Genomic DNA, 17,338 nt, shown 5'->3' with positions numbered 1-17,338 from the left:
TCCGGGCCATTCTCATCGCGAATACCAAGAGTTACTCTTTCCTCCCCGCTTCTATGCCCCGCACCGATACCTACGCCCAGGCCCAGCCCGCCAGCCGCGCCGAGTGGCGGCAGTGGCTGGCCGACCACCACGCCAGCAGCCCCGGCGTGTGGCTCGTGTATTTCAAAAAGCACACCGGCCAGCCCAGCGTAACCTACCCGGAAGCAGTGGAGGAGGCCCTGTGCTTTGGCTGGATCGACTCGCACCCGCGCAAGCTCGACGCCGACCGGTCGCAGCTGCTGTTCACGCCCCGCAAGCCCAAAAGCGGCTGGAGCAAAGTAAATAAAGAGCGGCTGGTGCGGCTGGAAGAAGCCGGGCAACTGATGCCCGCCGGCCTGGCTGCCATTGCCCGCGCCAGGCAAAACGGCGCCTGGGAAAGCCTTGACGCCGCCGAAGCCGGTACCGTGCCCGACGACCTGGCCGCGGCCCTGGCTGCCAACGCCGATGCGGCTCGCCACTTTGCGGCCTTTTCGCCCACGGCCCGCAAAATGCTGTTGATGTGGGTACTGGGCGCCAAGCAGCCAGCTACCCGCGCCCGGCGCATAGCCGAAACCGTGCGGCTGGCCGCCTTGAACAAGCGCGCCAACTTCGACCGGGAGTAGGCTTGAGTGAAATAGCAGAAAGAGAAGCCTCCAAGCGGCTGAAGCCCCGGTGGCTTCAGCCGCTTTTAGTTTATTGTCAAGATACTATATGCCTGGCTGCCAGCGTTGGGAACCGGCTGCGTCCGGGCATTGGCATTGTGCTGGTATTGTCGGACGCATCTACTCCACACTACAAGACACGTCCTCACCTTCACACCAACTTCTATGAGCCTTTTTAACTCCCGCCGCCGCGGCACTTCCGCTACGCCTCCCCTACCCAAAAGCCCCGCCCGCGAATGGCGCGATGCCGTGGTGTTTGCCGTGGTAGCAGCCACGCTCATCCGATGGTCGGCAGTGGAGGCTTACCACATTCCCACGCCCAGCATGGAAAGCTCCCTGATGGTGGGCGACTACCTGTTTGTGAGCCGGCTGCACTACGGTCCCATCACGCCCCAAACGCCGCTGCAGGTACCGCTCACGCATCAAACCATCTGGGGAACGGAGCTGAAAAGCTACTCCGAGGCCATTCAGCTGCCGGCCTTTCGCCTGCCAGGGTTTAGCTCGGTGCAGCGCAACGACGTGGTGGTGTTTCATGTGCCCCACGAGCAGGACCGGCCCGCCGATATGCGCACTCACCTCATCAAGCGCTGCGTGGCCATTGCGGGCGATACGCTGGAAATCCGCCGGGGCCAGGTGATGCTGAACGGGCAGCCCAGCCACCCCGCCGGTCGTATGCAGAATACGTATTTCCTGCAGGTAGCCGCGCCCGACGATGCCATCCGCCAGGCTCTGCACGAACACGGCGTGGTGGATTACAACGAGCCGGATGGAGTGCCCCGCGCCGTTATCGACCCGGAAACGGGCAAATCCGGCTTCCTGATCAGCTGTACGGCCGAGGTAGCCGAATACTTCCGGCATCAGCCCTACGCTCAGGGCCTCACCATCCCTACGTACGCCGTTAGCCTATTTCCCGGCGTGGCCGACTTTCACAATCCCACCGCTGCTCCCACCAATCAGCCGCCCACCTGGCAGCTGGACGACTACGGCCCGCTGGTGGTGCCCCGCAAAGGTCAGACGGTTGCCCTCACACCGGCCAATGCAGGCATGTATTACATCATTGTGGCCCAGTACGAGCACAATGAGGGCATCAGCTGGCAGAATGGCATGATCTACCAGCACGGCCGGCCGCTGACCAGCTATACCATCAAGCAGAACTACTACTTCATGATGGGCGACAACCGCCACAACTCCGAGGACTCGCGCTTCTGGGGTTTCGTCCCCGAAGATCATATCGTGGGCAAGGCGGTCTTCGTCTGGCTGTCCATCGACCCCTACGCCGACTTGCTCCACAAAATCCGCTGGGACCGGCTGTTTCGCGTCATCAGCTAGAAAGCTTCCGTTAGAGAGTCAGCCGCGGCGCGGTGGCATTTGGTTCGGTGTTGTTCCGGTTCCGATGCCGCCGCTCCGTGGCTCTTTTGTTTCTCCGGGCAGCGGAACGTGCTGTCACGCTTCAGCTAGGATCGGAGCTGTCGTTGGGTTGAAACCCGCTACGTCTTGCGCACCAGCTTGAATCCGTCGCGGGTTATCTGGTACAGCTGGCCCTGGATGGTAATGGTTTCGCCTTCCAGCAGCTTGCTCAGGTCAAGCAGGTCGGATTCGATAGTGTGCAGGCTGAAGCCGTGCTTGCGGGCCAGGGCCAGGTAGCGGGGGTTGATGTAGTCGTGGACGCCGCACAGGATGATGCGCACGTGGGCGGTGGTGTTTTTGAGCAGTCGGGTGTCGCGAGGGAAGGTGTGGTTGTCGGCAATGAGGATGAGGTCGGTGGAGTCGGAGGTAAGCTGCTGGGCATGGAGCAGGGCTTCGGCGTCGTTTTCGGGCGCGTCGCCACCCCCGCCGGCCTTCATGGCTTCCACCAGCTTGTTCTTGATGGCCTCGTAGCTGTCGGTTTTCACGGAGTAAAAGCCCCCGGTTTTACCGATGTGCTTGGTTTTGTCGGGCTGGTCGTCGCCGTCGTTGAAGAACACGAAGGTTTTCTTGTCTTCGAGGGCGCTGAGCTGCAGCCAGGCCAGCAGGTCGTAGGTGTAAGGGAACATGCTGCCGGTCACGTCCGTCACCACCACTTCCTTGCTCCACTCGGGGTGGCGCTGCATCACGCGGGCTACCACGTTGGCATCGGGCGGCAGCACCAGCTCAGGGGACGTGGTGTCGGCCAGCAGCTCTCCGGCCGGGGTAATGCGGGCCTCACAGTAGTCGCGCTTGCCTTTCTTTTTCAGAAACACGCGGTAGAGGCGGGCCACGGAGTCGGACAGGGAGAAGTCGGTAATGGCCAGATCGGGGCGGCCCAGCAGCTGAAACGGCCCCAGTGGCAGCCGCACGGCACCCTTCACCTCAAACGGAAACTGGCGCCGGTGAATGTAGAACCCCGAGGCAAATAACACGCTTTGGCGGATGGCTTCTTCCAGCTCCGCGGGGCACGTGAGCTTGCTGTTAGGCTGCACCCGCACCTGCCTGGTCTTGCCGTGCTCGTCCACCGACATTTCAAATCGGATGATCTGCCCGATGCGCTGGGGGCACCGATACGCCCGGCGCAGGTGGCGGGCCATCTGGCGGGTAGAGGCCTGGGTAAAGGGCAGATTACAGGCCACCTTTTTGCCTTGCTTTTTGCGGGCAGCCTTTTTCTTCGCCAGCTTTTTATCCAGCAGGCGCAGCTTGCGCGTGAGGCTGTCGAGGTCGGCGCGGCTGGTGGCGGCAGTGGCGTGTCGGGCCACGTACACCACAAAACCGTGAAAGAAAGGCTGGCACTCCGCGGGGCTGTTGCAGCCGGTTTGCTCTACCAGCGTCCAGGTGATGGACTCATCCTGGAGCAGTCCCGGCAACCCAGCCGCTAGGTTGCGGATGCGGCTCAGGTTGAGCTGGCGCTGGTCGAAGGTTGGGTTCAGGCGGAAGGCTGTATACACCAGATCGACGCGCACAATATGCCGCTCCCGCAGGTGCAGGGCCTGCAAATCGGCCCCGGAAAAGGTGGAAGGCAGCCGGATGGCCTCCAGGTCAGGCAAGGGCTGGTAGCGCTCCGTGCGGTAGGCGTTGAGCTGGTCGTAAAAGGCGCTTAGGTCCGCCTCGGAAAGTGGGGTTTGCGCCTGGATAGGGCCGGATAGGAACACGAAAAACAGGCTACCCAGCAGGGCACGAAGGAATACAGCAAGCATAACGCCGGATAAACACTACAACAGGAGCCAAAATACGGTTTTGCCCGGAAGCACGCCTATAGCAGCCGGCAGAGGCCTGTTGCCGAAACGCAGCGGGAATGTCCGTTCGGGCTTCAATGCCGGGCAGCAGCTGATTTCGGTGCTGGCAAAAGGGGAAACCTTCCGAGCCTGGGTGCCGAATACGTTATGCTGCCGGTTGATGCCGGCGGCGCCGTCGTTTCGCTATACTAGGCACGCTATGGGCAAGCACAAAAAGAAGCACTCGAAGAAAGACACCGTATCGGAGGACCTGTTTGACGCGGCGGCTCTTTCCATCCGCAACTACCGGAAGGTAACGAACGAAATTGCCAAGCTCAGCACCGGCCAGAAGCTGGTAGGCGGCCTGGTATTGCTGGCCGCCGGCTATTTCTACCTAGATAAGACCAAGCAGGATGACGGTGTCAACTCCCTGCTGGCGGGCCTGAACCTGCCGTGGCAGCCGAAACCTGCTGCTAAAGCAACGCCCCCGCTGCCAGCCGCCAAGCCCACGCCGGCAACAGCTTCCGTGCCGGCCGAAGCGCCCCGGAAAAGCCGTAAATCCGCCAAAACAAGCAAGGCTTCTGGCGAATTCGGCAAGAAACCCGCCGCTAGTCCCGACGACCTATAGCGGCCGGGTTTACTCGCCTTCGCCAAAGGCAATGTTAAGAATTGCGTTTGCGGCAACCTTGAGCCGGCGAATTGCGGATACCAGTATCCTGCTTTTTTGTACTGCATCCGTCTCGTTCATTTACCTGCAATAGCCATGACCAAGAAGAAAAAAGCCAAAGCCGGCAAAAAGAAAAAAACACTGTTTACCGGGGCCGTGAAGTCAATTAAGAAGCTCAGCACCACCCAGAAAGTGGTGGGCGGCTCTGCCCTGGTCGCGCTGGGTCTGGGCTACCTCGCAGCCCGGCGCGGCAGCTTCACTACAGCTCCCGACATAGACGCCAACACCGGCGAGACGTTGAGCTCCACCGAGGGCGCCAGCATTTAAGGCAAAGGCGTAACAAAATCAGGGCCCGATGGCCGAAGCATGTATGGCTTCGGCCATCGGGCCCTGCCTGTAAACAGCTGCCTATGATGCTACAGAATATGGTTGGCGCGCGCCAGCCGGGCCAGGGGCAGCAACGGCAAGCGGTGCGGCGCTGCCAGGTAACGGGGCATGTCGAAGCCCGCAAACTCGTGCTTGCTTTTCGAGAGGTTGGTGAGTGGGTGGTAGCGGTCAATCAGGCGGAACGTTACGTCCCGGCAGTAGTCGTAGACCGATGAGGCAGGCAGCAGCTGACTGCCGCTGGCAGGCCCGATGCACCCGCCCAGCGACAGGCACTGGTAGCCTTCCGCCTGGAGCTGCCCAGCCAGCATGGCTACTACTGATAGAAACACGCCCCAGATTTTGGTGGGCAGCAGCCGGAACTGGTGCAGCTGGTAGCCCTTCAGCCCTCCATCCTGGTACCAGGGGTCGAGCACGCAAAATCCCAGCGGCGTGCGCTCGGGCCCCGCCTGAATGACGAAAAAACGTACGTCGGGCTCGTGCGTGAACTGAAGCAGGCGAGAAATAAAGCCAATTTCTTTCTGGGCTGGTGACAGCCGAATAAACTCCTGGTTAATGGCTTGCAGCTGCTCCCGTTCGGCGGCACTCAGCTCGGCCAGGTTGCGTTCCGCCAGACTAAGCTGCGCTTTACCGGCCTTTTTCAAGGCTCCCCGTGTAGAGGCCGAAAATGCTAGGGGGCACGTCAGATCCAGGCAGCGCTCCGTGCCAATGCGTACAAACCGCATGGGGCGCGCACTAGCCTGCGCCAGGTTTGCAGCGGCATCCTCACTTAAATACCCGAATATGCTTCTGGGATGCTGCTTCAGAAAGGCCTGCAACAGAGCAGTCCGCTCGGCGGGCCCGGCAATAGGGTCGCCCAACACCACGTTGCCGGCCAGCGTGCGGCGATAAGCCAAGAAACCGGCTGGGTGGTCGAAGTACCGCAGGTTCGGTTGCAGCGCGGCGTAGGCATTGGGGTCAGAAGCACACCGGCGCAGGGTTTCGAAGCGGGAGGCAGGAGCGGCAAGAAGCATAGCAGGCTGCCGGCGCTTGGTAGCGGTGGCGCCCGGCAGAGCGAAAGGTACGCCACGCGCCACCTGTCCGTCAATCCCCTGATGATGTGAGTTACAAGATGAAGATAAGCCGCCACGCAGTTCATAGCACCTCGTTCTGCCGTACTGCTCAGTGCACGCCTTTATACCTGCGAGGGCGGCTGGGCACCCCAGCGCTTGGTGCGCCAGGCTTGCTGCTGCTCTGCATCAAGGAACGTCCAGGCCACGAGGCGGCTGATTTTGTGGCCCTGCGTCATGGGAATGGTGCGCACGTCGGTGGCCTGCAGCTTCTTCAGCGACTTGTACAGGCCGGGCAGGGTTTCCTTTTTCGATACCAGCGTGGTAAACCAGAAGAAGTTGTGGCGGTTGAGGGCGCTTTCCTCGGCCATGCGCCACAGAAACGTGGCCTCGCCGCCGGGGTACCACAGCTCCGACGACTGCCCCCCGAAGTTGGGAGTGGACGGAGCGGTTCTGGCCGTGCCCAGGTTGCGCTCCTTGCGCTGGCCGGCCGCCTCGGCTTCGGCCGGGGAGCCGTGGAAGGGCGGATTGCACAATGTCAGGTCGAAAAACTCGTTGGGCTTCACCATACCGCTGAAGATATCCGTGGACTTGGGCTGGAGGCGTACTTCCACGGCTCCCGCCAGGGAAGGGTTGCTGGCCGCAATCTGCCGGGCCATGCGCACGGCCGCCGGGTCCACATCGGAGCCCACGAACTTCCAGCCGTACTCCCGGTGCCCGATGATGGGGTAGATGCAGTTAGCCCCCACGCCCACGTCCAGCACCCGTACCATGCGGCCGGTGGGCACCACGCCTTCGTTTACGCTGGCCAGCAGGTCGGCAGCGTAGTGCACGTAGTCGGCGCGACCCGGAATGGGCGGCGTGAGGTAGCCGGCCGGAATATCCCAGTTCGGCACGTTGTAAAACTGCTTGAGCAGAGCCTTGTTCAGGGCCTTCACCGCCGCGGGATTGGCAAAGTCGATGGTAGTGGTCTGGTACTGGTTTACGGCCACGAAGGGCGCCAGCTCCGGCATCACCTGACTGAGCCGGGCAAAATCGTACTGGCCCCGGTGGCGGTTACGGGGGTGCAGGCCTTCTTTCTCGGGGGCGGGGTCGTGGGGCAATTGGCTCATGGGGCAGGCAGAAAGGGAAAGCGGCTTCCCGCCAATGGGCCGGGCCGCCAGCAAAGCTAATGAGAGTTGTATGGGGGCAGCGTCGGAACCGAGCAAGCTACCCCGACAAAAATGCCAAAACGCCTGTCGGGCCGCGCAGAGCACGGTACGGCAGGCGTCCTTATAGCGGATAACAAGAGGGCTTAGCTTTCCAGCTTCACGCGCACGGCAGCGGGACCTTTCGGGCCCATTTCCACCTCAAACGAAACCTTATCACTTTCCTTGATCTGGTTGATGAGGTTGTTGGCGTGCACGAAAATGCTTTCCTGCGTCTGCTGGTCTTTGATGAAGCCGTAGCCCTTGGAGTCGTTGAAGAACGACACCACACCCTTGCGGATAGGGTCTTCCGGGGCCATGTCTTCCTGCTTCATCACGTTGATGCGGATGTCCTCTACCTTGATTTCCTTTTTCTTCTTGGTAGGGTCCGGAGGCGTAGCGGTGATGTTGCCATCCTCATCTACATAGGCCAGCATGTCTTCCAGGTTCTGCCCTTTTTTGGCGTTGGCCTGGCGCTCTTCTTTCTTGTCAGCCTTATCGTTGCGCTTTTTCAGGCGCTTTTTTTCATTTTCCTTCTTGCCGAAGGTGGCTTGTGATCTGGCCATGTGGTGGTGTAGTCGTGATGATATCCGCTTAGACGAGCAAAGCCGGGAGAAAGGGGCACTAGATAATGAAAATATACACGCTTAATCCCCCGAAGGTTCACTCCGGGCTGCCAATATATTGGATAGAAGATAAAGCCGGCGCGGAGTCGGCGCGGAACCTCGGTCCGCGGCCGCCCTCGGTTGCTCAAACCCTCGGCTAAGTGCCCGGGTGCTGAGCTACGGTAGTGCAAAGCTAATGCTTATTCCGGCAAGTACGCCCTGCCGCTGGCCGGAGCCGCCGTAGCCGGATGGTCAGCTGCGAGTTTAGGCCTTCTTCACGAAAGCAGTTTTGAGCACCATCATCGAGCCTCCGGCCCGGCCTTCCACTTCCTCAGGGCTGTTGGTGAGGCGAATGTTCTTGACCAACGTACCGCGCTTGAGCACGGTGGAAGAGCCTTTCACTTTCAGGTCTTTGATGATGTGTACCGAGTCGCCGTCCTGCAGCAGGGCGCCGTTGCTGTCTTTTACGTCCATAAGATGGGGCGCCGGGAACAGGTTTTGTCGGCGCGGCGCGAATATCGGCAAACTTCCCCGGTAGGCTTGGGAAGTGCTTTACCTCAGCTCAGAGGGCCGAAATCAGATACCTCCCGCACTGCGCCGCCCGCCAGCCCGGCCAGCGTGACCTCACCAATGCGCACGCGCACCAGCCGTAGGGTGGGAAAGCCCACGGCCGCCGTCATCTTGCGCACCTGGCGGTATTTGCCTTCCGTCACGGTAATGCTTACCCAGCTGGTGGGGCCGTGCCGCTCGTCGCGGATGCGGCGGGCCCGGGCCGGCAGGTCAGGCGCGGAGGGCAGGCGATGAACCAGGCAGGGCAGGGTGCAGTACTTGTCGCCGTGCAGCCCAATTTCCACGCCTTCCCGGAGTTGGGCCACGGCCCCGTCGGTTATCAGGCCATCTACCTGAGCGTAGTATTCCTTTTCTACGTGGCGGCTGCGCACCAGCTCGCTCAGCTTGCCGTCGGTAGTGAGCAGGAGCAGTCCTTCGCTGGCTTCATCCAGGCGGCCGATGGCCATGGTGCCCTCCGGAAAGTCGTACAGCTCGCCCAGAAAGTGCTTTTTCCGAACCTCACGGGGGGCCTCGCTGCGGAACTGGCTGAGGTAGCCGTAAGGCTTGTGCAGCAGAAAGTGGCGGTGAGCGGGCGGCCCGGTGGCAGGATCAAGCATAAGCAACAGTAAGCGACCCGACCAGGTGAATGTCGGCCGCGCAAATGAAAGCGCAAGGTACACCGGCCCGGCCTGGCGCCACCTCGACCGTAACCCCACGCCGGGCAGAGACTTAGATAAAGATCATCAATACATGGCTCTATTGGTTTGCTATAGCTGATAAACCAACCATTTTTTCGCCCCAGCACCAGGACGAACAGCCAGGCTTGGAATCGAGCATGACCTCGCAGCCGGAGTTTATCCGCCCCGGCTACCAGGGCGCCAACAAGCTCCAAGACAAATTTATCCTCATTACGGGCGGCGACTCTGGCATCGGCCGGGCCGTGGCCGTGCAGCTGGCTGCCAAGGGCATCCGCGTAAAATCCGTAGCGCCGGGCAGCCTTCGGAGGTAGCCCCGGCCTACGTGTTCCTGGCCTCGGAAGACGGCTCCTATCTCACCGGACAGACGCTGCACTCCAACGGCGGCAAGGTGGTCAATGCCTGATTGATTTCCAGAAGGATATAAAGCAAAGCGGCATGCAGGTTTCTGCAGGGCGCTTTTTTGTGGCCTGCCCAAGCCGGTTCATTACCTGCAGGCAACCCCAGGCCCTGGGGCAGCATCTGCCGGAAACATCTTCTCAAATTCCGCCCCATGCTGTTTCCCTACCTTTTGGCCCTGGCCGCTGCTATGACGGCCCCCGCCGACCAACCCCAACCCGTGTCCGTAACCGTGGCGCCCACCCGCGTGCTGCTGGAAGAACGGGCCGGCTCCCGCCTCAACTTCGACTTTCAGGTACAGGCCGGCGCTGACTCACTCTGGCTGCAGAAAGTGGAAGTATCCGTGTATGATAAGGCCGGGGCGCTGGTAGTGCGCAAGTTTGTCGATAACAACGGGTTCAGCCCCAGCGTGACCAGCCTCTCGCACCGGGTTTTTGCGCCGGGGCAGCCGGCATTGGTCTTCAACCCATTCCACTCGTTTCCGGCGGATGTGGACGTAACCCGGCTGCGCTACACCTTCGAGTTTCAGACCAGCAAACAGGCCGAGGTGACGCAAACCCTAGAGGTGCGGCCGGAGCGCTACCAGCCTAAAGCGGCGCTAACCATTCCTCTCAAAGGGCGCCTGCTGATCTGGGACGGGCACGATGAGCACGCCCACCACCGCCGCCTCGACTTCCAGCACCCCGTAGCCAAGCAGGTAGGAATTCGCAGCAACTTCATGCGCTATGCTCACGATTTTGTGGTGGTGAACGAGGCCGGCGACAAGCACACCGGCGAGGGTAAAAAGAACACCGACTACTTCGGCTTCAACCAGCCCGTGCACGCGCCAGCGGCCGGGCGCGTGGTAGCTGCCTACGCCCAGCAGCCCGACAACGACAACGGCCAGGACTACTTCAACCCGCGTGATATGGTGGGCAAAGACCCGCTGCTGCTCTATGGCAACTACGTGGTGGTTGACCACGGGCAGGGCGAGTTCAGCTTGCTGGGCCACCTCCGGCAGGGCAGCGTGCAGGTGAAGGTAGGCGACCAGGTGCGCGCCGGCCAGGTGCTGGCCCACGTGGGCTCCTCGGGCAGCTCGTACTTCCCGCACCTGCACTATGAGCTGCGCACCGGCCCTGACCTGAACGTGGAAGGACTGCCAGCCTACTTCCGCAAGTTCCGGTTGGTACGCGGCAGCCAAAGCCGCGGCGTAGCCCAAGGCGCCCTCGACAGCGGCGACATCGTGCTGCAGGAAAGTAAGTAACGCACCTAATTCCAAAAGCAAAGCGGCTGAAGCTCGGGTAGCTTCAGCCGCTTTTGTGTGGGAGAAATCTACGTTGTTACTCCCGCTTAAACAGGTACGTATTACCGGCCTGGCGCAGCGTAAACGTGTGCTGGGCGGCGTCGAAATCCATCTGCAGACCGGCTTCGGGAAACACAAACTGCGTTTTGGACTTGGGGGTTAGCGGGAAGGCGCCCTGGCCGGTAGCCTGCCCCATGAGGGTGTTGCCTTCCACCGTCACGTTGATTTTCAGGGGCATCTGGGTGCTGGCGTAATTACCCACAAACGGGTTCAGGTCGGCCGCTGAGAGGGCAGGAGCGCTGAAATCGGGCAGGCGGTAGGGCAGGCTGAAGTAGATGGAAAGCACGCCCAGCAGCACGTCGTTGGTGGAGTAAGGTGTGTTGCCGGTGTACGCCACCGTCAGCTTCTCGGCGGGGAAGTGCGTCAGCCCGGCGCGGAACCCATCGATGATGCCGAAGTGGCCGTAGCTTTTGTGGCCGTTGAAGGGCATCATCATCATGCCCAGGCCGTAGCCGTCCTGCACAGCCTGCATTTGCTGCAGGGTGGCGGGCTTCACAAGCTTGCCCGAGAACAGGCCTTCCATAATGCGCGCCAGATCCTGGGAGTTGGACACCACGGCCCCGGCGCCGCCCGGAATGCTCATGTCGGTTTCGGGCTGCGCGTCCCAGCTGGTGCCGTTCCACTTGAAGGACGCCGCCTCGTGCTTCTTGGCGTCGATGCGGCTGCCGTAGTAGGTGTCTTTCAGCTTAAGCTTATCGACAATGCGCTTCTGCAGGGCCTGGGCATAAGACTGTTTGGTAACTTTCTCGACGATATAGCCCAGCAGCACGTAGTTGGTGTTGCTGTACTCGTACTTGGCACCCGGCTCAAAATCGGGCGGGGCAGCGGCCATAATCGTCAGCAGCTCGGCCTGGGTTTTGGGCTGGGTCATGTACTGCAGGTAGGCTTCATCGGCCGTGAAGCTATGCAGGCCGCTGCGGTGCATAAGCAGCTGCTGCACCGTGACTCTGGCGGCGTTGGGCAGCTGCGGAAACCAGGCGGTAATGGGCGCGTCCAGCTTCAGCTTGCCTTCTTCTACCAGCTGCATCACCATCGTGGCCGTTATCAGCTTGCTTACCGAGCCCACCCGGTAGCGCGTGGCCGCCGTGGCTGGTGTAGCCGTGGGCTTAGTTTGCGCCAGCCCGGTGGTGCGGCTGTAGATTACCTGACCGTTTTGCACCAACGTAAGGCTGCCCATGGCCTTGTGGTTGGTCTCCAGAGACGTGAGCAGGCTGTCGAGCTTGGGTTGGTTGAGCGTTTGGGCCAGGGTGGTGCCGGCCCATAGCAGCGGCAGCAACAGCAGAGAAAGTGTTTTGCGGAACATAGAACGGTGAAGGAGAGAAGAGTATAAAGTGAAAAGCTATTTTCGGAAGTAAGCCAGCAGCTCGGCCCGGTAGGAGTTGCCGATGGGAATAAGCGTATTGTCCTGGAGCAGCACGTTGTCGGGCTGCAGCATTTTGATGTGGGCCGCCGCCACAATAAAGGAGCGGTGCACCCGCAGAAAGGCCCCTCCCAGCACCTCCGCCATTTCCTTCATGGTTTGGTGCAGCAGGTAGGTTTTAGTGGCCGTCGTGATTTTCACGTAGTCCTTACAGCCCTCCACGTACACCACGTCGCCGTGCGGCACCTTCAGCAAACCCTGGCGCTCCTTCACCAGCAGGTATTTCCCGGTTTCGGCATCAGTCAGCGGCACGGGCTGGGTGGGCGGCAGGCGCGAAATGGCTTTCATAAACCGCTCGTAGCTGAAGGGCTTAAGCAGATAGTCGACCACATCCAGCTCGAAGCCCTCGTAGGCGTACTCGCGGTAGGCGGTGGTGAAAATGGTTTTGGGCGGCTGCTGCAGGCTTTTAAGAAAGTGGAGCCCCGTCACCAGCGGCATTTCAATGTCCAGAAACATCAAGTCTACGGGCTGCTGGGCCAGGTGCTCGTAGGCTTCCATGGCGTTGCGGCACTTGCCCGAGAGCGTGAGGCCGGGCGTCTGCCCGATAAACTGGCTGAGTACCTGGTGGGCCAGGGGCTCATCGTCCACAATCAGGCAACGGATGGGTGCGGGCGTGGTGGTCATGGTTGAAAGGCAGAGTAGGCGGCCGGGTAAATGGTTGCAAGGTCGGCAGCCAGCGGCCGAATAATGAAAAAAGTATTCATCCTGCTTGGGCTGCCAGCTGCCGGCACAACTGCTTTTCCGTTGTCTGCCCTGTCAGGAGCAGCTCCATCAAGTATCCAGGCAAGTGTATAGAAGACGCAAAAAGCCCCGGAACACCACGCTTTGCATGGCATTTCGGGGCTTTTCCGTACGGCTTCTTACAACCTGTTCTGAAGCATGTTCTCTATTCCATCACCTTGTTCTGGTGGGTAATAGACTCCAGGTGTACGGCCGCCAAATACTGCTCCACAAACTCCGGTGTGAGACCCACCGAGGCACCCTGGCGCAGACTGCGCTCCAGCACCTCGTTCCAGCGGCTGGTTTGCAGAATGGTGATGTCGTTTTCCTTTTTATACTGGCCGATTTTCTCGGCAATGCCCATGCGGCGGCCCAGCAGCTGAATAATTTCGGCATCGAGCTGGTTGATTTGCTCGCGGAAACCCGACAGCGCCGTCAGGAACTCGTGCTGGTCGGTGGTTTCGTGGCGCCACACCAGATCCTCAATCAGTTGGCCCAGCACCTCGGGCGTAATCTGCTGCTTGGCGTCGCTCCAGGCGTTGTCGGGGTCGATGTGGCTTTCAATCATGTTGCCGTCGAAGCCCAGGTTGAGGGCCTGCTGCGCTACGCCGAACAGTGTATCGCGGCGGCCGCAGATGTGGCTGGGGTCGCAGAGGAGGGGCATATCGGGGAAACGGCGCTTCATCTCAATGGGCAGGTGCCACATCGGCGCGTTGCGGAAGTCGGTGTTGCCGTAGCTAGAGAAGCCCCGGTGAATGAGGCCCACCTGCTCCAGGCCGGCTTTCTGCAGGCGCTCCACGGCGCCCACCCATAGCTCCAGCTCGGGGTGAATAGGGTTTTTCACCAGCACCGGCACCTGCACCCCGCGCAGCACGTTGGCAATTTCCTGCACCGAGAAGGGGTTGCCGGTGGTGCGGGCACCCACCCACATGATATCCACTCCGAAGGCGAGGCAGTCTTCTACGTGCTTGGCCGTGGCTACTTCCACCGCCACTGGCAGGCCCGTTAGCTCACTGGCTTTCTTTAGCCAGGGCAGCCCCTTGGTGCCCACGCCCTCGAAGCCGCCGGGCTTGGTGCGGGGCTTCCAGATACCGGCGCGCAGAGCCTGCACCTTGCCGGTGGCAGCCAGACGCTGGCAGGTTTCGAGTACCTGCTCCTCGGTTTCGGCCGAGCACGGCCCCGAAATCAGGTAGGGCTTGTCGTTGGGCTGGCGGTTGAAGAGTGCCGACTGCATAGGTTCGGGCGTTTGCGGAGTTGCTGCTGGGGAGTTCATATGATGAAGGGTTGAATGTCTGAAAGGGTTGATTGTTTGATCTTTAGTCGTTTAGAACGTCATTCCGAGTGCAGCCGAGGAATCTCACTAGTGTGGTAAACTGACTACTACCACAACATCCGCACGCGAGATGCTTCGGCTTCGCTCAGCAGGACGGATATTTTTCTACTGAGCATCAGGGCAGAATCTTACGAATGTGGTTAGCTTGCTCGATGGCGTGGTGAAGGCCGTCAAAATCTTCACGCGCAATGAGGTTGCGCAGGTTCTGGAGTTGGTGGAGGTGTTCGTCTAGTACATCGAGAACATTGAGGCGGTTCTGGCGGAAGATGGGCACCCACATATCCGGGGAGCTTTTGGCTAGGCGCACCGTGGAGGCAAAGCCGCCGCTGGCCAGATCAAAAATGCGCTGCTCCTCTTTTTCCTTTTCCAGCACCGTGAGGGCAAGGGCAAAGGAGGTGATGTGCGAAATGTGCGAGACGTAGGCCGCGTGCAGGTCGTGGGCAGCGGCATCCAAGAACAGCAGGTGCATCCCCAGGTCCCGAAACACCCGCTCCACGAGCTGCACGGCATCCGGGTCGCTGTGCTGGGCGTCGCAGACCACCAGGGTTTTGTCGGTGAACAAATCCGGCACCGCTGCCTCGGGGCCCGAATACTCGGTGCCGGCCATGGGGTGCACCGCCACGAAGCGGCTCCGGCGCGGGTGTTCTTGCAAATGAGCCAGCAGCGTGGCCTTGGTCGAGCCCACGTCGATAACGACCTGCTGCGCCACTTCGTCCAACACCTGCGGCACCACCGTCAGCATAGCATCCATGGGCACGGCTACTACCACCAGGTCAGCGCGGCGCACGGCGGCGGCCAGGTCGGCGGTGGTTTCATCTACTAAGCCCAGCTCCTGGGCGCGGCGGGCGTTGGCGGCGTCCTGATCGACCCCAATGATGTGCTCCGCCAAATCCAATTGGCGCAGGCTAAGCCCCAGGGAGCCGCCAATCAGTCCCAGCCCGATTATTGTGACGGTTTTCATCGGCTAACGGACGTTACGGGCTGCCGCTGCTGCCATTGCGCAATACGCCCCAGCGCCTGGCTCAGCACTTCCTCCGACTGGCACAAGCTCACGCGCACGTAGCCGTTGCCATTCGAGCCGAAGATGCCGCCCGGGGTGATGAATACGTAGGTTTCGCGCAGCACCTCGTCGCTCAGGGCGTAGCCATCGGCTACCGAAGCCGGCACGGCAGCCCACACGAACAGACCGGTTTGCTCAGGGTCGGGTTGGCAGCCCAAGGCGCTGAGCAGCTCCAGCACCAGGGCACGGCGGCGGCGGTACACGGCGTTCAGCTCGGCGTACCACTCATGGTCGAGGCGGAGGGCGGCTACCGCGGCTTGTTGCACCGGCAGAAACATGCCCGAGTCCATGTTGCTCTTGAAGCGGAGCACTTCCTGCAGCCAGTCGGCGCGGCCGACCAGCATACCCACGCGCCAGCCGGCCATGTTGTGGCTCTTGCTCAGGGAGTTTAATTCCAAGGCTACCTCGCGGGCCCCGGGCACGGCCAGCAGGCTGGTGGGCTCATCGTTGAGGATGAAGCTATACGGATTATCGTGGACCAGCATGATCTGGTGCTCCCGGGCAAACTCCACCAGCCGCGAGAGGAAAGCTAAATCGGCGCGGGTGCCAGTAGGCATGTGGGGGTAGTTCACCAGCATCATCTTCACGCCCGTCAGGTCCGACTGGGCCAGGGCCTCCAGGTCGGGCAGCCAGCCCGCTTCGGCGGTAAGGTCGTATTCGCGCACGGTAGCCCCGCAAAGCTGAGCCACGGCCCGGTAGGTAGGGTAGCCGGGGTTCGGAATCAGCACCGTGTCGCCGGCTTCCAGAAACGTCATGCCCACGTGCATAATGCCTTCCTTCGAGCCCAGCAGCGGCAATACTTCGGTGGCCGGGTTGAGCAGCACGCCGTAGCTGGCCCCGTACCACTCGGCTATGGCCCCGCGCAGAGCGGGCGTGCCCTGGTAGCCCTGGTAGCCGTGGGCCGTAGGCAGGGCCGCCGTGCTGGTGAGGGCCGCCGTCACGCTGGGGTGCGGGGGTAGGTCGGGGGAGCCAATACCGAGGTTGATGATGCTGGCACCGGCCTGCTGCATGGCCGCCAGCTCGCGCAGCTTCTGCGAGAAGTAGTATTCGCCGGTGTGGCGGAGGCGGGAAGCGGGAGTCACGTTCATGGGTAGATAACCAATTCGGGCAGGCATTAGTAACAGGCGGCCGTGGGCTCGGCGGGCGTGGGCAGCAACTCGTTCATTTCGCCGCGGTGGTAGATGCCCAGCACCTGCAGGTCCTCGGTGAGCTCGGGCAGCTCGGCCAGCAGCTCGTGCAGATGATACACGTTGTCGAACTCCACATCGATATGGAAGGAGTAGTGCCAGGGCTGCCCCGGCCGGGGGCTCGACTGCAGCTTAGTAAGGTTGAGGCCGTGGCCGGCAATGCGGGTGAGCACCCGCGCCAGCGTGCCCGGGGCGTGGGCCGTGTGGAAGTAGAGCGAAGCTTTATCGGCCTGGGGCAGGGTGGGCGCTTCGGCGGTGGCCGGGGCCAGGGCCAGGAAGCGGGTGTAGTTGCCGGGGTCGGCGTGGATGTCGGGGGCCAGCAACTCCAGCCCGAACAGGTGGGCGGCCTGCTCTCCGGCTACGGCGGCTACGCCCCACTGCAGCTCCTCGCGCACGCGCTGGGCGCTCCGGCCGGTGTCGTCGGTTTCTACCAGGCGCCAGCTGTGCTGGTCGAGGAAGGGCCCGCACTGGCGCAGGGCCATGGGGTGGGAGTGTACTTCCTTGATGTCGGCCAGGGTCTGGCCCGGCAGCGCCAGCAGGTGCTGGCGGATGGGCAGGTAGATTTCCCCCGTCACGCGCACGGTGCCCTGTTGCAGCAGCAGGTAGTTGGGCAAAATGCTGCCGGCCAGCGTGTTTTCAATGGCCATCAGCCCAGCCGACGCGCGGCCATCAGCTACGCGCTGCACCACTTCCTGAAAGGTTGCGCAGGGCTGCAGCGCGGGCGCGGCCCCAAAGTGCAGGCGGGCAGCTTGCTCGTGGAAGGAACCGGCGTAGCCCTGGATGGCAATGGCAGAAAGCGGGGTGGACGACATAGTGGGCAAGAAAAAAGGGCCTCCGTGGTGCGGGGCCCTGGTTGTTGAGAGTTGATGCGCTTGGCAAGTCATCAGCAACAGCGGG

General features: G+C 61.5%; 19 protein-coding genes. 7 read left to right on the top strand and 12 right to left on the bottom strand.

Going from position 1 to position 17,338, the window contains the following annotated elements; all coding sequences use genetic code 11:
* Nucleotides 1-53 precede the first annotated feature (53 nt).
* Entirely contained in the window at nt 54-641 is a 588-nt protein-coding gene (locus tag I5L79_RS13640) for a YdeI/OmpD-associated family protein (RefSeq protein WP_196955607.1), read from the top strand.
* 204 nt (nt 642-845) lie between these two features.
* Nucleotides 846-2,009, top strand: coding sequence for a signal peptidase I (gene lepB / locus I5L79_RS13635; protein WP_196955606.1), 1,164 nt, complete (start codon nt 846-848; stop codon nt 2,007-2,009).
* 158 nt (nt 2,010-2,167) lie between these two features.
* On the opposite strand, the gene I5L79_RS13630 is transcribed toward lepB, so the two are convergent.
* The gene (locus I5L79_RS13630; RefSeq protein ID WP_196955605.1) at nt 2,168-3,826 is read right to left on the bottom strand and encodes a hypothetical protein; all 1,659 of its coding nucleotides are present in this window, start codon (nt 3,824-3,826) and stop codon (nt 2,168-2,170) included.
* 238 nt (nt 3,827-4,064) lie between these two features.
* Between I5L79_RS13630 and I5L79_RS13625 the strand changes: the two genes are divergently transcribed.
* Complete coding sequence (locus I5L79_RS13625) at nt 4,065-4,472, top strand: hypothetical protein (RefSeq protein ID WP_196955604.1); 408 nt, start codon at nt 4,065-4,067, stop codon at nt 4,470-4,472.
* A gap of 135 nt (nt 4,473-4,607) precedes the next feature.
* Nucleotides 4,608-4,838, top strand: a complete 231-nt coding sequence (locus I5L79_RS13620; protein ID WP_196955603.1) for a hypothetical protein — start codon at nt 4,608-4,610, stop codon at nt 4,836-4,838.
* A gap of 89 nt (nt 4,839-4,927) precedes the next feature.
* Here the strand turns inward: I5L79_RS13620 and I5L79_RS13615 are convergent, their stop codons facing one another.
* The 5 genes from I5L79_RS13615 to I5L79_RS13595 all read right to left on the bottom strand — a co-directional run bounded on the left by I5L79_RS13615 (nt 4,928) and on the right by I5L79_RS13595 (nt 8,902).
* Nucleotides 4,928-5,908: a phosphatidylglycerol lysyltransferase domain-containing protein gene (locus I5L79_RS13615; protein ID WP_196955602.1), complete on the bottom strand. Its 981-nt coding sequence runs from the start codon at nt 5,906-5,908 to the stop codon at nt 4,928-4,930.
* 161 nt (nt 5,909-6,069) lie between these two features.
* Nucleotides 6,070-7,056, bottom strand: coding sequence for a 23S rRNA (adenine(1618)-N(6))-methyltransferase RlmF (rlmF, locus tag I5L79_RS13610; protein WP_196955601.1), 987 nt, complete (start codon nt 7,054-7,056; stop codon nt 6,070-6,072).
* Between the two features lie 182 nt (nt 7,057-7,238).
* Nucleotides 7,239-7,697: a cold-shock protein gene (locus I5L79_RS13605; RefSeq protein ID WP_196955600.1), complete on the bottom strand. Its 459-nt coding sequence runs from the start codon at nt 7,695-7,697 to the stop codon at nt 7,239-7,241.
* Between the two features lie 303 nt (nt 7,698-8,000).
* Nucleotides 8,001-8,210, bottom strand: a complete 210-nt coding sequence (locus tag I5L79_RS13600; protein ID WP_196955599.1) for a zinc ribbon domain-containing protein YjdM — start codon at nt 8,208-8,210, stop codon at nt 8,001-8,003.
* Between the two features lie 83 nt (nt 8,211-8,293).
* Nucleotides 8,294-8,902 (bottom strand): pseudouridine synthase, encoded by a 609-nt coding sequence (locus I5L79_RS13595; protein WP_196955598.1) that lies wholly within the window; start codon nt 8,900-8,902, stop codon nt 8,294-8,296.
* 218 nt (nt 8,903-9,120) lie between these two features.
* Between I5L79_RS13595 and I5L79_RS13590 the strand changes: the two genes are divergently transcribed.
* From I5L79_RS13590 to I5L79_RS13585, 3 genes are all read left to right on the top strand, one after another.
* Nucleotides 9,121-9,294: an SDR family NAD(P)-dependent oxidoreductase gene (locus I5L79_RS13590; RefSeq protein WP_231403082.1), complete on the top strand. Its 174-nt coding sequence runs from the start codon at nt 9,121-9,123 to the stop codon at nt 9,292-9,294.
* 11 nt (nt 9,295-9,305) lie between these two features.
* Nucleotides 9,306-9,386, top strand: coding sequence for a hypothetical protein (locus tag I5L79_RS23790; protein ID WP_394368808.1), 81 nt, complete (start codon nt 9,306-9,308; stop codon nt 9,384-9,386).
* A 147-nt stretch (nt 9,387-9,533) separates the two neighbouring features.
* Nucleotides 9,534-10,622 (top strand): M23 family metallopeptidase, encoded by a 1,089-nt coding sequence (locus I5L79_RS13585; RefSeq protein ID WP_196955597.1) that lies wholly within the window; start codon nt 9,534-9,536, stop codon nt 10,620-10,622.
* 76 nt (nt 10,623-10,698) lie between these two features.
* Here the strand turns inward: I5L79_RS13585 and I5L79_RS13580 are convergent, their stop codons facing one another.
* The 6 genes from I5L79_RS13580 to I5L79_RS13555 all read right to left on the bottom strand — a co-directional run bounded on the left by I5L79_RS13580 (nt 10,699) and on the right by I5L79_RS13555 (nt 17,253).
* On the bottom strand, nt 10,699-12,024 hold the full coding sequence (locus I5L79_RS13580) for a serine hydrolase domain-containing protein (RefSeq protein WP_196955596.1): 1,326 nt from the start codon (nt 12,022-12,024) through the stop codon (nt 10,699-10,701).
* 36 nt (nt 12,025-12,060) lie between these two features.
* Complete coding sequence (locus I5L79_RS13575; protein ID WP_196955595.1) at nt 12,061-12,765, bottom strand: LytR/AlgR family response regulator transcription factor; 705 nt, start codon at nt 12,763-12,765, stop codon at nt 12,061-12,063.
* A gap of 262 nt (nt 12,766-13,027) precedes the next feature.
* Entirely contained in the window at nt 13,028-14,134 is a 1,107-nt protein-coding gene (locus I5L79_RS13570; RefSeq protein ID WP_231403081.1) for a chorismate mutase, read from the bottom strand.
* 175 nt (nt 14,135-14,309) lie between these two features.
* A complete protein-coding gene (locus I5L79_RS13565) occupies nt 14,310-15,155 on the bottom strand; it encodes a prephenate dehydrogenase (RefSeq protein ID WP_196955594.1) in 846 nt (281 codons plus the stop codon).
* Nucleotides 15,152-16,342, bottom strand: coding sequence for a pyridoxal phosphate-dependent aminotransferase (locus I5L79_RS13560; protein WP_196955593.1), 1,191 nt, complete (start codon nt 16,340-16,342; stop codon nt 15,152-15,154). Before I5L79_RS13560 ends, I5L79_RS13565 begins: the two co-directional genes overlap by 4 nt.
* A gap of 26 nt (nt 16,343-16,368) precedes the next feature.
* A complete protein-coding gene (locus tag I5L79_RS13555; protein ID WP_196955592.1) occupies nt 16,369-17,253 on the bottom strand; it encodes a prephenate dehydratase in 885 nt (294 codons plus the stop codon).
* Nucleotides 17,254-17,338 lie beyond the last annotated feature (85 nt).

The organism is Hymenobacter guriensis (assembly GCF_015773195.1).
Lineage (GTDB): Bacteria > Bacteroidota > Bacteroidia > Cytophagales > Hymenobacteraceae > Hymenobacter > Hymenobacter guriensis.
This window is presented reverse-complemented; position numbering and strand designations above follow the sequence as displayed.

Bases quoted from the DNA above. Each gene is read 5' to 3' on its own strand.
- I5L79_RS13575 (WP_196955595.1), bottom strand. From the start codon at position 12,765: ATGACCACCACGCCCGCACCCATCCGTTGCCTGATTGTGGACGATGAG.
- I5L79_RS13600 (WP_196955599.1), bottom strand. From the start codon at position 8,210: ATGGACGTAAAAGACAGCAACGGCGCCCTGCTGCAGGACGGCGACTCG.
- I5L79_RS13640 (WP_196955607.1), top strand. From the start codon at position 54: ATGCCCCGCACCGATACCTACGCCCAGGCCCAGCCCGCCAGCCGCGCC.
- I5L79_RS13590 (WP_231403082.1), top strand. From the start codon at position 9,121: ATGACCTCGCAGCCGGAGTTTATCCGCCCCGGCTACCAGGGCGCCAAC.
- rlmF (WP_196955601.1), bottom strand. From the start codon at position 7,056: ATGAGCCAATTGCCCCACGACCCCGCCCCCGAGAAAGAAGGCCTGCAC.
- I5L79_RS13565 (WP_196955594.1), bottom strand. From the start codon at position 15,155: ATGAAAACCGTCACAATAATCGGGCTGGGACTGATTGGCGGCTCCCTG.
- I5L79_RS13625 (WP_196955604.1), top strand. From the start codon at position 4,065: ATGGGCAAGCACAAAAAGAAGCACTCGAAGAAAGACACCGTATCGGAG.
- lepB (WP_196955606.1), top strand. From the start codon at position 846: ATGAGCCTTTTTAACTCCCGCCGCCGCGGCACTTCCGCTACGCCTCCC.
- I5L79_RS13570 (WP_231403081.1), bottom strand. From the start codon at position 14,134: ATGAACTCCCCAGCAGCAACTCCGCAAACGCCCGAACCTATGCAGTCG.
- I5L79_RS13585 (WP_196955597.1), top strand. From the start codon at position 9,534: ATGCTGTTTCCCTACCTTTTGGCCCTGGCCGCTGCTATGACGGCCCCC.
- I5L79_RS13630 (WP_196955605.1), bottom strand. From the start codon at position 3,826: ATGCTTGCTGTATTCCTTCGTGCCCTGCTGGGTAGCCTGTTTTTCGTG.
- I5L79_RS13605 (WP_196955600.1), bottom strand. From the start codon at position 7,697: ATGGCCAGATCACAAGCCACCTTCGGCAAGAAGGAAAATGAAAAAAAG.
- I5L79_RS13620 (WP_196955603.1), top strand. From the start codon at position 4,608: ATGACCAAGAAGAAAAAAGCCAAAGCCGGCAAAAAGAAAAAAACACTG.
- I5L79_RS13615 (WP_196955602.1), bottom strand. From the start codon at position 5,908: ATGCTTCTTGCCGCTCCTGCCTCCCGCTTCGAAACCCTGCGCCGGTGT.
- I5L79_RS13580 (WP_196955596.1), bottom strand. From the start codon at position 12,024: ATGTTCCGCAAAACACTTTCTCTGCTGTTGCTGCCGCTGCTATGGGCC.
- I5L79_RS13560 (WP_196955593.1), bottom strand. From the start codon at position 16,342: ATGAACGTGACTCCCGCTTCCCGCCTCCGCCACACCGGCGAATACTAC.
- I5L79_RS13555 (WP_196955592.1), bottom strand. From the start codon at position 17,253: ATGTCGTCCACCCCGCTTTCTGCCATTGCCATCCAGGGCTACGCCGGT.
- I5L79_RS13595 (WP_196955598.1), bottom strand. From the start codon at position 8,902: ATGCTTGATCCTGCCACCGGGCCGCCCGCTCACCGCCACTTTCTGCTG.